This window comes from Spiroplasma endosymbiont of Atherix ibis, from assembly GCF_964020005.1.
GTDB lineage: Bacteria > Bacillota_I > Bacilli_A > Mycoplasmatales > Mycoplasmataceae > Spiroplasma_A.
This window is the reverse complement of record NZ_OZ026474.1, coordinates 608,649-621,340: the sequence shown is the minus strand read 5'-3', so window position 1 is coordinate 621,340 and position 12,692 is coordinate 608,649. Positions and strand designations below refer to the sequence as shown.

Here is a 12,692-nt window from a genome sequence, read left to right as displayed (position 1 = left end):
AAATTTTATAGAATTAATCAACAATGATGAAAATGATAATTCTCAAATTTCTTTGGTTGAAATTCAAAAACATAAAATTTTATTTACAGGAGATACAACAAAGAAAAGAGAATATCGATTAATTAAAAATAAATTATTCTTAAATAAAATAAAAGAGGGTATAGATTTTTTACAAGTAGGACATCATGGAAGCAAAACAAGTACTTCTGAAAAATTTATAGAAATTATTAAACCTCAAACTTGTTATATATCTGGTCACAAATCTATGACTTTGGATTTTCCAAATAAAGAAACAATTGAAACACTAAATAAATATAACTGTAAAACTTATGTAACAAATGGTAAAACAAGTTATAAGTATATTATTAAAAATAAGCAAACAATTAAAATATAAAAAAACTCTTATTACTAAGAGTTTTTCTTATTATTTGTTTAATTAATTATTTCATTAATCTTGATTTTTCTCTTGCAGCTTTATTTGCTTTAAAAATTCCTTTAGTTACTGATTTGTCTAATAAACTTACAGCTTCATTAATTAAATCATCTTTTTCTTTTGATTCTTCTGCTTTTGCAAATAAAGCTTTTTTAACTGCAGTTTTAACTGAACTTCTAAAAGCTTTATTTGCTAGACGTGATTTTTCATTAGTTAAAATATGTTTTTCTTGTGACTTAATATTTGCCATTTTCAATTCACCCCTTTAAACAAGATATTTTATATACATATAGATTATATAGTAAAAAAATAAGTAATTCAAAATAAATTATTTTTTTTCTTTATTTTTAATGTTAAATTATATTATAAAGGTGATAAATATGTTCTTTGTATACTCAAATGATAATTTTTTAATAAAAAAACAAGTAGAAAAATTAATTCAAAAAATTAATACTAATAAAGAATATGAAATTTTTGATTATTCATTAATTGATGATTCAATTTCATCTATATTAGAAGAAATAAATACTTATTCAATATTTTCAACAAAAAAAATAATAATTATAAATGATTGTTGATTTGTTAGTGAAAGTAAAATTAAAATGCATAAAAATTATGACATAAAATTTGTTGAACAAATTTTAAACTCAGCAAATAAAGAAGTTCAAATAATTATGACTTTAAATTCAAATAAATTTTCAAAACGACTAAAAATTACTAAATTAGTTGAAGAAAAATGTAAACTTTTAAAATTAGAAGAACCAAATTCAGAGCAAAAAAAAGATATATTAGTCAAAAAACTTGAAAATGCTAAAATAGAGTATGAAAATGATGCTTTAGAATTGTTTATTGAAAAATTACCAAATGATATGCAAGTTTTTACAAATGAATTAGCAAAAATTATTTCTTTAAATAAAAAACTTACTTGTCAATTAGTAGAAGAAATAACTATGAAATATCATAATTTTGATACATTTCAAATTGCAAATTGTTTTCTTTCAAATGATGTAAAAATGTTTTTAAAACAATGATTAAGTTATTTAGAAATAAACAATGATATATTCTCATTTTTAATTTTATTGGCAAATAATTTAATTACTTTAAGAAATATATTAATTTATAAAGAAAAAAACATGAATAATTCAAAAATTGCTTCAATTTTATCAATAAATTTTTACAGAATTTCAAAACTATTAGAGCAAAATAAACTCAATATTGATAAAATAAATGATAAAATTAAAATATTATATGTTCTTGAAAAAAACATAAAAAATGGAATTTATGATAGTAAAATAATTCCAGAGATTGAACTATTAAAAATGTTTGATTTTTAGTAAGAATAGAGGTTAAAAAATGGAAGCTAAAAAGATATATCAAGATTCGATATTTTTATTAGCAAATTTAATTAAAAATGAGCAATTAAGAGTGGAATTATTAAATGATTCTGAATTAAAAAACCAGGCAATTGAATTAATTAATGATCTGTTAGTTTTAGAAATTAATGAAAAATGTACTTTTAAAGATCAAAAATGAAGTGCAGTTTTTGGAAAAGCTTTAGTAAATATTACAAAAGAAAAATTAAAATTTATAAAACCAGAAGATAAAAAAAATGATGATATTTTAAGTGATATTGCTTATCTTCAAACATATTTGTATAATAACTTACAAATATCAAGAGATTCATTAACTGATCAAAATTTTGAATTAAATGAACAATTTGTTAAAGAAAACTCAAAAATTACTGATGAAATTAAAGAAAAGTTTTTAAAAGTATCAGAAAAAAAACCAGAACCTGAAGTAGTAGACAAATCAAAAGAAGAGCCAAATACAAATAGTCAACAACAAAGTGGTTTTGGAGCAGGAGCATCAACTACACAAGGCAATCCGTTTATGGGTATGGGTGCAGGAATGAATTCAATTCCTCCAAGTCCACTACAAGATATAAGATTTTATCCTTATAATACAAAACCTAAATATACTAAATGATTAAAATTAGCTTTAGGTATAGTTTTAGGAATATCAGCTATATTTTTTATTTTAATATCTATTTTATTTCAAGTATTAAAGCCATATACAATTGATGAAAATTTAAATGGCTTAAATGGCTTAAATGGTTTTAGTGATCAATTTAAAACTGATTGAAGTAAAGTATTTAATGATAAAAAAATAACTAAAGTTAGTTGATATTTATCAAATTCAGTTGGAATACAAACAAATACATATTGAATAATAATGATGATTATTTTAGGATTAATGATGGGTTGAATAATTTTTTCAATAGTTCAACCGCCCAAAACTTATAGACAAAAATTTATTATACCTGCTATTAATTTAATTATTCCTGGAATGTTTTTAATTATGATGATATCTACTTTCAGTAAGGCAATTACTTATATTTTTGGAACAAATGTTTCTTATAATTTTTTAGGACAAGCTATAGCTGTTACTGGAAAAGGCCCAATGACTTTAGAAAATTATAATAAATGATTAGAAGAAAATAAAATTGGAGTGGAAAATTTATTAAATGAAATAAATAATTACTTTGATATGACAATGGCAAAAGTATTAATATGATTATTATTTATATCTATTTTATTGTCAGCAATTACTATAATTATTATTATTTTATTAAATCCAAGACTTGATAGAGATAAAATTGCAAAAGCAAACAATGAATATCAAATTATGATTTCAGAACTTATGCAAGGTAGAAGTTATGAAATAGATCCAAGTTTATATGAACCTCAAGAAGAAATTGATGCTTTCTTAAAATCACTTGAAGATAGAAAAAATAAAAAAGATAATAAGAATAAAGATAATGAAAATTAATAAATAATTTAAATATAATAAAACACAATAATTATTGTGTTTTATTATTATAATTAATTTGGGTGTATTGAATGAGAGAACAAAAAATTATTAAAGTTTTTAAAATTAATATTTTTGAAAATAAAATATTAAAAATCGGAATAATTGATGAAAAATTAAGTTATTTAGGTTTTGAAAAAGATAATATTTATCAATTTTATAAAGGTTATAAAGTTAGAAATGTTTTAAAAAATGATCAATTTGATAAATATATAGAAATTTTAAGAAAATTTGAAAATAAAGAAAAGATAGAGTTAAATTTTGAAGATTTATTTCTTCCTAATTTAACTGAAAAACAAATGGAAGTATTAAAAGAGTTAATTAAATTAAAATATGGTGAATATATGACTTATTCAGATTTTGCAAAACATATTAATAAACCAGATCACACACGTTTTATAGCAACTTGTATGGCTAAAAACCCAATATTATTAATAATTCCTTGTCATAGAATAATTTCAAGAAATAATGAAATTAAATATAGAAGTGGAATAGAAATTAAAAAATTTTTATTAAAAAATAAATATTAGACTTTTAAATTACACTTTAAAATATTGTTTATTTATTAGTTTTTTTACTCTTTATTAAGTTATAATTGTATTTTTACTTTATAATAGAGAAAAAAATGATTATAATTAAATAGTGAGGTGATTTGAGTGAGTTACTATTATAAACATGAATATAATTTTTCAACTCACTCAATTCAAAGAATAAGACAACGTCTTAATCTAGAAAATGAAGAAGAATTCAAATTAAAAGAAAAAATTTTAAAGTTAATAGGAAAATCAACTTATAGTTTTGAAACATCAAGAAATATTTATATTAGTACCCCAAAAAAAGATATTTATTTTGTAATTGATAGAGTAAATAAATTAATAATTACTGCTACACCAATTTCTCCAGAAAAACAAATGTGATTATTAGAAAATGATTAGAGAAAGGTGAATATATGAAAAGAAAAATTAAAAAAAATTTAATACTACCAAGTGAATTTTTAAATAATTGAAAAACTCAAAATAATGATGGAAGTTTTTGCTTTAAATACATTGATTTTGCAAGTGATCAAGTAGAAGAAATTGAAGTTGAAAATGTTCCTTTTATAGAACTTTTATTTAGTCATTATCAAAATTTTGATACTGAAAAAATTTTAAAACAATTTAATCAAATATCAAAAGTAGCAAAAGCTATAGTTGATAAAAGAATTAAAAAAAATGATGAATTTGTAGAAATGACAGGTAAAGAAGTATTATTTTTAAAATATTTTTATTTTTTAATAACATTAATTAATGGTGAATATAAATACTCATTTGGAGATTTAAATAAAAAGTATAGAATAATTGATGTTTTAAATTTTGAAATTGAACAATATTATAGAATGATAATTTTAAATATTGTAAGTTATTTATTGTTTGAAATGTATGATTATATTTTTAGCAAAAGAACATTTGAAAGTCTTTATGAATATGTAGAAACATCTTCAATAAACTTTAATTTACAAGAATATCAAAAAACTATTATTATTCCAAATGATATTTTAAAAACACAAAATTATAAATTTCTAGATGTTTATTTTCATAATGTAGTAAATAATACATTTTTAAAATTTTTCAAAATATCTGAATTAGATAAAGAAACTTTCTTATTAACAAATAAAACAATAGCTAATTTTATAGATGATAGAACTAAAATTAATATTTTAAGTTTATTTATAGTAGATCCAAAAGTTGCGCTAGGTTTAGTTAATTTAGGTCCAGGTAGAGGAGAGTATAGGCCATTGTTTAAATACCTTAATGAAAGTATGATAAATAAAGAGGTTCTTCCGTTTTGTTTAAAACCTGATCATAAATTAGAAGAGGATGGAATATATTTATCTGGAGAGCAAAGGTTTAAATTTTCAACTTTTGAATTAATTCAAAATCAAGTTAAATTAATCAATGATTGTTTAACTTATCGTGATTTAAAATCTGATTTTGAACAATTTATTAAATATTAATTTTTTAAAACCTTTTAAAGGTTTTTTTATTAAATAAATTAAAATATTTTTAAAATTATTTATTAATTAAAAATAAAGAATAAATTATAATAAATATAGACATTCGAATTTTAAAACAGTTTTAAAGATAAAACTAACTTTAATAAATATTAAATTTTAATTAATTTTATAAAAAATATACCTAATAAAATTAAAGTAACAATTGTAATTATATTAATAAAATAATTTATAATTAAAAATAGCATAAAAAAATATTTAAATATTTTTTTATAAAAGAAGGTGTTGAAATGAAAATTATAGGAGTAAGTGGTTTTATTGGTAGTGGTAAATCAACAATGTTACAATATTTAAATAAAAATCCTAAAATTAAAATAATTGAAGCAGATGAAATTGCAAAAAAAATTCTTTATGAAAAAGAAATACTAGTATTTATTAAACAAAAAATATCTAATGCTTTCATTAATGAAGAAATAGATAGATTAATTTTAAGAAAAGAATTATTTAATAATCATAAATTAAATGAAGAATTTACAAAAATAGCATGACCCTTAATAACCAAAGAAATTAAAAAACAAATTGAAAATGAAAAAAAAGCAGAATTAGTTTTCATTGAAGCTGCTGTTATAAGCGGCATAGATATTAAATTTGATAAAACAATTTTGCTTATAAAAAATTACATTCAAAGAATTAAAAGAGTAGAAAAAAGAGATAATAGAAAATATGAGGAAATAGATTCAATTACAAAATTTCAAGAAGAAAAATTAAAAAACTATAAATTCGATTATATTTTAGAAAATAATTTAGATAAAAAAACTTTTTATAAAAACATTGATAATTTAATTAAATTAATAGAAATAGATACTTAAAATAAAAATGAAATAAAGAATTCTTTAATAAAATTAGAAGTATGATTAAAGAGTAAAATGAAAAAGAAATCAATTAATATAATTAAATTATGAAATTGATTTTTTTAAATTTAGTAATTCGAGTAGTTCGTTAATTGTTATTTTATAATCTTTTGATTTAATAAAATTTATTTTTTCCTCTTTAAACATGCAATTTCTAATGAGACTAAAATTTTTTTAAACGATTCAAATTTTTCATTTAAATGTTCTAACTCAGATTTATTTTGTTTAGATTTTATATTAATTAATAGATTATTATCTGCTCTATATATAGAATCCCAAGTTCCAATTGTTCCCAATGAAATTTAATTTTTTTTATAAGCTTTTGTTACACCATTTTTATTTGCATAGAACATTACAGTTATTTTAATTTTTTTTGAAGAGCTTAATTATTTACAATTTGATTTGTTTGGGATAGTAAAAATGAATATTTATTTTGATAAAAAAATTATTGAAGGAACCTTTTTTTAAAAAATTCTTTATAAAATTTAAATAACTAAGTTAAAAATAGTAGAATTGATTTATTTAAATCTCTATCAAATTTCTTGCTTTTTTTATTTTTTTTATTATTATGATTATATGAATAAAAGAAAAAATATGAAAAAGAAAGTGAATTTAATTAATATATCAATTGTTTTTATTGTAGTTTTTTGTATAATTTTTAATTTTGCTACACCAAAACATAATTACGAAGTAAATAGAATTAATACAAATCAAAAAGTTGTTATGTTAACTTTTGATGATGGTCCTTCTACTTCTGCTGATGTTCAAATTATGAATATATTAGATAAATATGATGCCAAAGCTACATTTTTTGGTACAGGAATTAATTATCAAAAATATTTTACTGATCAAGGAAAAACAAAAGCAGTTATTGATAGAATGATAAAAGATGATCATACACTTGGAAATCATTCATATAATCATAATAATTATCATTTTAAAACAAAAGAAGCTTATGAAAAAGAGTTTTACAAAACAAGTGAACTTTTAGTTAAAATTTATGCTGAAAATGGTATAAAAAAGAACATTTCTGATATTCCAGTAAGAATGCCTTATCTTCAATATTATAGAGGTATGGGATATTTACAAGAAAAATTAGAGATTAAATATTTTGTAAGAGGATATTTAGGATGTGATTATAATGAAAAAATTTGTGGAAAAGAAAAAATTTTAAAACAATACAAATCTCATTTAAGTAAAGGACAAATTTTTGTTTGTCATACAAGAGATTATGCAACTCAATGATTACCTAATTTACTTGAATTTTTAAAAGAAAATAATTATACAACTACAAATTTTAACAATGAACAAAATTGAGGATACAAAAAATATGGAGGATTAATATTCTAATGTGATCAGCTATAGAAATAATTCAATTTATTACAATAAATCTTATATCAATATTTATTATATATTTTGCAAGTATTAATTTTATTAAAATTTCAACAAGTAAAAAAGTAAAATTTTTGTATATATCTTTTGCAGTATTAAACATTATTTGATTTATTTTAATTTATATATTAAATTTTGCTTTATGAAGAGGAACATCATGAGGAGCAGTAACAGGAATTAATCTTTCATTTATTATATTTGATATCATATCATTTGTTTTATTATTAATTTTTGATAAAAATTGTAAATTTAAATTAATTAAAAAATAATTTTTTAAAATAGGGGAGTTAAATATAAAATAAAAGAGAAAAGTGCTTGAGAAAGCACTTTTTTGTATTAATAATTATTGTTGGTTTAAATTATATAAAAAAAATTAAAATATATAGTACTAATTGATAAAGAATTAAATTTAAAAAAATGATTTAAAAATTAATTAAAGTATTGGAATCTATAGGGGGAGCCTTCAAAAACCCCTTGTCAAAAATAATTCTTGCTTTTTTTTTTTTTTTTATATATAATCATCGATATCAATTTGAATTGTTTATTTGCTTTTTTAAAGCTCTTAAAAAAGGAGGAAGAATGAAAAAAATATTAAGTGTATTGGCAACAGTAGGGGTTGTTGCATCATCAACTACAACAGTAATAGCATGTGGTACAAAAAAAGAGGATAAAAATTTTAAACCAGAATAACCAAAAAAAGATATTACTCAGGTTGTTCGAGATTTTTAACAGGATGTGACAAAAATATGAACAGAGCATTATGAAAAAGAAGTAGCTGGTAATTTGATTGGTGTTGAGAGTATGGAAGAAAATAATGAATTTTTAAATAAATACAATATTCAGAAATTCTCAAAATCAGAGAATAAAAGTAAATTAACTATTGAAAATAAAAAGCAATTGACAAATGATGTTGAAAAATTGTTTAAAGTAAAATTATTAAAAGAAAAAATGAATGAACTTAAAAAAATTAATAAATATAAAGTTATTTTAGATGAGGTGGATTCGGTTTTTGAACATGTCGAATTGGTTTTTAATGATAATTTTGAAATTAATTCAGGAGAAGTGGTTGAGGGAAGTTACATAGGAAATGTTATAATTGACTATAAAATTGTAGCTCAATATAAGGGACTTGTTGATGTTGAAAAATTTAAACAATCAGGAACATTGAAGTATACTTCAACTGAGAGTGAATCATTTAAAAAAGTTAGAGATGCAATGTATAAAAATATTGCAAAGGATATGTTTACTTCACAAGAAACACAAAAGTATGTTAATTTGAAGTGAAGTGATATTAAACAAAATAGTAAGGATTTTGATGCTTATTTAAGTTCGAATACTCAATTAAAAAAATATTATAATGAAAATAATAAATTTCATGAGTCTATGTTAAAAATTATTAATGACAAATATTTTAAACAACAGTTTCCTTTAATGGAAATTAGTTATGATAGAAAAAGTATTTATAAAACTGATAATTTTGCACAACAAAATCAAAAATATTTAGTTATAAATAATTTGTATAAAAATTACACTGAGTTTAAAAAAGTAATCATTAAATTAAAACCAAAATAGATCATTTGTTGGTCTATTTTTTGCATTTATATCTAATTACTAAAATTTTTGAACCATTTTCTAGTAACTAGATATAAATGCAAATTTAAAGGAGAAATTATGCCTGGCAAATTTATATCACAATTAATACGACACAGCTGAGAAACAATGACTTTAATACTTTTTAACAAACTTTGTAAATTACAAAAATAATAGTTAAAAAATAAAACATGAAAAAACCAGAATTTTATTACGCTAACTATGATAAAAATGGAGATTTAATTGGAGTTTATGATTCAGTACAAGAAGCTATTAAAAGAGTATGAGGTATTTCTATTGGAGAAAAAAGATATAAAATCTGTAGAAATTCGATTCATAATTCAATATATACAGGTAGAAGTATAAAAGGTATATGATATAAATTTCCTATAGATTATTAATTAGAAAGGACTAAAATAATGTTAAATAATAGAACTACAGAAAAACAATTTAGTTATATTAAACGTTTATATGAGCAATTAGATGAAAAAAACATTGTTTTAGAATCTAAACCAGATTTAAGAGCTGCACAAATGTTGAGTGAAGAAAACGCAAGTAACTTAATAAAAGACTTAAGATTACAATTAAATCTTTCTAATGTTAAGGTAATAAATCAATTTAATCCTTTAAAAACAATTAGTAATATAATGATTAAAAAGGAATGAATTGAGCAAGAAAATTATAAAGAAAACTCAATTTTAGTTTGAATACCTGATTATCAAAATAATCGTTATTTAGAGTGTTCTTTTCCTAAAGGTGGAAGAACAATTGAATGTGAAAATAAAAAAAGTGAATGAGTAACTAAAGAAATTGGGAGTTTAATTTATGAACAAAAATCAATTAATTTTTATCATGCAAAAATAGATTTATCAGAATGAATTAGTTGTGGAATTAGACTTGATTGAACTAAAAAAATGAGATGAATTTCTATGGATACTAAAGAACCAATTTGTGAAAAAGTAAATCAAAAATATGAAAATTTTGTTGACTTATTTGAAGCAATAATTTTAGACTTTAAAAGTAGTAAAATGCAACAAGAAGAAAAAATACTAAAAAGTAAGATAGAAGCAAAAAACAGAAAAGAAAAACTAGATTTTGAAAATGCACTAAATTCTCAAACAGTTAATTATAATGAAAAAGAAACTAATAAAAATCAAAAAATGAAAAAAATAAATGAAATAATTAATATTAATATTTGAGATCCACCTGAAACTGATTAAATTTAACACGACTTTTATTTATGTTATAAATACAAAATTTTAGAGTAGGATCCTAAATTTGTAAAACTATTTTTAATAAATCAGGCTTTTAGATAAAAGTCATTTTTTGCATTAAGTTAATTTTTTAGCCCTATTAAAATAGAGCACTATTTTTATTAACAAAAACTTACATAATAGACAATAAGAACAAAGTTAAATATTAAAACTATTCATTTAAAACACTCTCCTTTTTAAAAATCATAGGTTTTAATAAATAAGAGGTGTTTTTTAATGAAAGAGAAGTTTTTATCAATTGGAATAGATCCTTCAGGAATTGGTAAAACTGGAATTATTATGAAAAGCTATAATTCAATTTATCCGAAATCTTGGAAGATACAAATTGAAGCTGATTATCCAATTGAAGCTTTTGAAAAAATAATTGCTTGAATTCAAAATACTAAAAAAAATACCTCAGTTGAAGATTTTGAAATAAAACACGTTGCTGTCGAGTTATTACATAATGGTGAAGAGAAATTTAGAGAAGTTAAAGCAACACGTGAATTAATTGGTCTTTTAAGATATCATTTTAAGCAAAAATTTTGTGGTCACTATCCAAAAGATAAAAATATTGAAGCTAAAAAAGAGATGATTAAAAAATATGGTGGAAAAAATAATCATTGAATAGATGCTTATTGTATCTTACAAGCACATTTTAAAGAACAAAAATTAAATTTGAAAACACAAAATTATAAATGAGAGGAAACTAACTATGGCATTAAAAAAAATAAGTAAGCATGAACTTAAAGCAATTATTGAAGTTACTGGAAGAATATCATATATTGATTTTAAAACTGAATTACATGATGGAATAGAAGAAGAAATACTAGAATTAAGAATAAAATGAAGTAACTGCATAATTTTTGTATATGAAAGAAACCTTTCTATGATTAAACAACTACAAAAATACAAAGAAAATGATGTTGTTTTATTAAAGGGGTATTTTTTTGCTCGTTGATTTCCAGGTGCAAAAAGTTCTCTTCCTATAATTGAAAAAGTAATTGAACATAATCGTCTGGGGGTATTGACAAATTAAAAAAAGTTGCTATGTATAAGTACATAAGTTTTAGAAAGAAGAAAATTACATGAAAAGAAAAATTATTAAAATTGATGAAAATGGTAATGAAATTAAAAATGAAGATGGATCTTTTGAATTTGAAGAAATAGAATTTCCTGATACAAAAGCAGAACTTGAGCAAAAAGCATCTATAGTTCCAGAACCAGAAAAAATAAATTCTGAAGAAATAGTAAAACAAGCTACTGAACAAGTTCTAAAATCCTTAAATATTTCAGAACCACTTCCAAATATTGAATCAAAACCGAAAGAATATGAAGATAGTGTTGTTTCAAATCCAGGGTTTAATCCAGCTCTAATGAAGAAAGTAGGTAATTAATTATGGCATATACAACTGATCAATTAAAAACATATTGAAGTGAAAATTGAAGATTTGATAACTTTTTAGGATTATCAAAACTAGCAGTTTTATTTCCAAATGAATTAAGACAAGAAGGGGCTCAAATGAACTCTATTGTTAAAATTCCAGTTATGACTGAAGCTGTAACACAAAATGATTGAAGTCAAGAAACTGGATTTGTTGAAAATAACTCTCATGAAAAAATAGTTGAAATGAAATTAAGTGAAAACTTTACATCTTATACAAAAATAGCTGCAGTAAATATTCCAGGTCCTAATTGAGCTGCAAATAAAATGATGGTTATTGAAAGACAAGAAGCAAAAGCGTATGACGATCATGCTTTAAAAACAATTTATAATGGAGTAAAAGAAACTATTCCTTTTCAAGAAGTTACTAAAGATAATTTTATTGAAGTATTTAAAAAGATTGAAAAACAAGCTAAAAAAGATAAATGATTAATTAGTGATGGTTTATTATTGATTTCACCAAAAATAGCTACTTTAATAGCTAATTCAAAATTAAATCAATTAACTCAAAGTTTAGAAAATACATCAATAATTATTAATACAATATTAAATAAATATAATTGTGTTGAATGTGATGTTGATGATTATGGATATGACATTGTAGCATTATTACCTAGTGCATATGTTTGAGCATCATATGTTGAAACTCCACTACAATCAGGAGAATATACACAAGGACCATACTATGGACAAATATTTACTGTAATTAACAAATGATACAATGGTGAAATTATTCAAGCAGATAAAATTTTAGGATTTAAAAATGCTGATACCCCCACTCAACCTACAAATCCCAATATTGAAAATTAAT

General features: G+C 21.2%; 18 protein-coding genes. 17 read left to right on the top strand and 1 reads right to left on the bottom strand.

Going from position 1 to position 12,692, the window contains the following annotated elements; all coding sequences use genetic code 4:
- Nucleotides 1–52: 52 nt before the first annotated feature.
- A complete protein-coding gene (locus AACK92_RS03425) occupies nt 53–394 on the top strand; it encodes a hypothetical protein (RefSeq protein WP_339020223.1) in 342 nt (113 codons plus the stop codon).
- Between the two features lie 46 nt (nt 395–440).
- On the opposite strand, the gene rpsT is transcribed toward AACK92_RS03425, so the two are convergent.
- The gene (gene rpsT, locus AACK92_RS03420; RefSeq protein WP_339020222.1) at nt 441–683 is read right to left on the bottom strand and encodes a 30S ribosomal protein S20; all 243 of its coding nucleotides are present in this window, start codon (nt 681–683) and stop codon (nt 441–443) included.
- Between the two features lie 130 nt (nt 684–813).
- Here rpsT and holA point away from each other — a divergent pair, with 130 nt between their 5' ends.
- The 16 genes from holA (at nt 814) to AACK92_RS03340 (ending at nt 12,691) form a co-directional block, all read left to right on the top strand.
- Nucleotides 814–1,767 carry a DNA polymerase III subunit delta gene (gene holA / locus AACK92_RS03415; RefSeq protein WP_339020221.1) on the top strand — a complete coding sequence of 318 codons (954 nt, stop codon included), beginning with the start codon at nt 814–816 and terminating at the stop codon, nt 1,765–1,767.
- A gap of 19 nt (nt 1,768–1,786) precedes the next feature.
- Nucleotides 1,787–3,262 carry a hypothetical protein gene (locus tag AACK92_RS03410; protein WP_339020220.1) on the top strand — a complete coding sequence of 492 codons (1,476 nt, stop codon included), beginning with the start codon at nt 1,787–1,789 and terminating at the stop codon, nt 3,260–3,262.
- A 71-nt stretch (nt 3,263–3,333) separates the two neighbouring features.
- Nucleotides 3,334–3,831, top strand: a complete 498-nt coding sequence (locus AACK92_RS03405) for a methylated-DNA--[protein]-cysteine S-methyltransferase (protein ID WP_339020219.1) — start codon at nt 3,334–3,336, stop codon at nt 3,829–3,831.
- A gap of 126 nt (nt 3,832–3,957) precedes the next feature.
- Complete coding sequence (locus AACK92_RS03400) at nt 3,958–4,236, top strand: hypothetical protein (RefSeq protein WP_339020218.1); 279 nt, start codon at nt 3,958–3,960, stop codon at nt 4,234–4,236.
- 14 nt (nt 4,237–4,250) lie between these two features.
- Nucleotides 4,251–5,294 carry a hypothetical protein gene (locus AACK92_RS03395; protein WP_339020217.1) on the top strand — a complete coding sequence of 348 codons (1,044 nt, stop codon included), beginning with the start codon at nt 4,251–4,253 and terminating at the stop codon, nt 5,292–5,294.
- A 287-nt stretch (nt 5,295–5,581) separates the two neighbouring features.
- On the top strand, nt 5,582–6,160 hold the full coding sequence (gene coaE / locus AACK92_RS03390) for a dephospho-CoA kinase (RefSeq protein ID WP_339020216.1): 579 nt from the start codon (nt 5,582–5,584) through the stop codon (nt 6,158–6,160).
- Nucleotides 6,161–6,796: 636 nt separating this feature from the next.
- Nucleotides 6,797–7,552, top strand: coding sequence for a polysaccharide deacetylase family protein (locus AACK92_RS03385; RefSeq protein WP_339020215.1), 756 nt, complete (start codon nt 6,797–6,799; stop codon nt 7,550–7,552).
- Entirely contained in the window at nt 7,552–7,863 is a 312-nt protein-coding gene (locus tag AACK92_RS03380) for a hypothetical protein (protein ID WP_339020214.1), read from the top strand. The genes AACK92_RS03385 and AACK92_RS03380 overlap by 1 nt, the downstream gene beginning before the upstream one ends.
- Nucleotides 7,864–8,173: 310 nt before the next feature.
- Entirely contained in the window at nt 8,174–8,284 is a 111-nt protein-coding gene (locus AACK92_RS03375; RefSeq protein WP_339020213.1) for a lipoprotein, read from the top strand.
- A 45-nt stretch (nt 8,285–8,329) separates the two neighbouring features.
- On the top strand, nt 8,330–9,166 hold the full coding sequence (locus AACK92_RS03370) for a hypothetical protein (RefSeq protein WP_339020212.1): 837 nt from the start codon (nt 8,330–8,332) through the stop codon (nt 9,164–9,166).
- A 209-nt stretch (nt 9,167–9,375) separates the two neighbouring features.
- Nucleotides 9,376–9,585, top strand: coding sequence for a hypothetical protein (locus tag AACK92_RS03365; protein WP_339020211.1), 210 nt, complete (start codon nt 9,376–9,378; stop codon nt 9,583–9,585).
- A gap of 18 nt (nt 9,586–9,603) precedes the next feature.
- Nucleotides 9,604–10,404: a hypothetical protein gene (locus AACK92_RS03360; protein WP_339020210.1), complete on the top strand. Its 801-nt coding sequence runs from the start codon at nt 9,604–9,606 to the stop codon at nt 10,402–10,404.
- A gap of 270 nt (nt 10,405–10,674) precedes the next feature.
- Nucleotides 10,675–11,175: a hypothetical protein gene (locus AACK92_RS03355; RefSeq protein WP_339020209.1), complete on the top strand. Its 501-nt coding sequence runs from the start codon at nt 10,675–10,677 to the stop codon at nt 11,173–11,175.
- Nucleotides 11,153–11,476, top strand: coding sequence for a hypothetical protein (locus AACK92_RS03350; RefSeq protein WP_339020208.1), 324 nt, complete (start codon nt 11,153–11,155; stop codon nt 11,474–11,476). Before AACK92_RS03355 ends, AACK92_RS03350 begins: the two co-directional genes overlap by 23 nt.
- 49 nt (nt 11,477–11,525) lie before the next feature.
- Complete coding sequence (locus tag AACK92_RS03345; RefSeq protein WP_339020207.1) at nt 11,526–11,834, top strand: hypothetical protein; 309 nt, start codon at nt 11,526–11,528, stop codon at nt 11,832–11,834.
- A gap of 2 nt (nt 11,835–11,836) precedes the next feature.
- The gene (locus tag AACK92_RS03340) at nt 11,837–12,691 is read left to right on the top strand and encodes a hypothetical protein (protein WP_339020206.1); all 855 of its coding nucleotides are present in this window, start codon (nt 11,837–11,839) and stop codon (nt 12,689–12,691) included.
- The last annotated feature ends 1 nt before the right edge of the window (nt 12,692 follow it).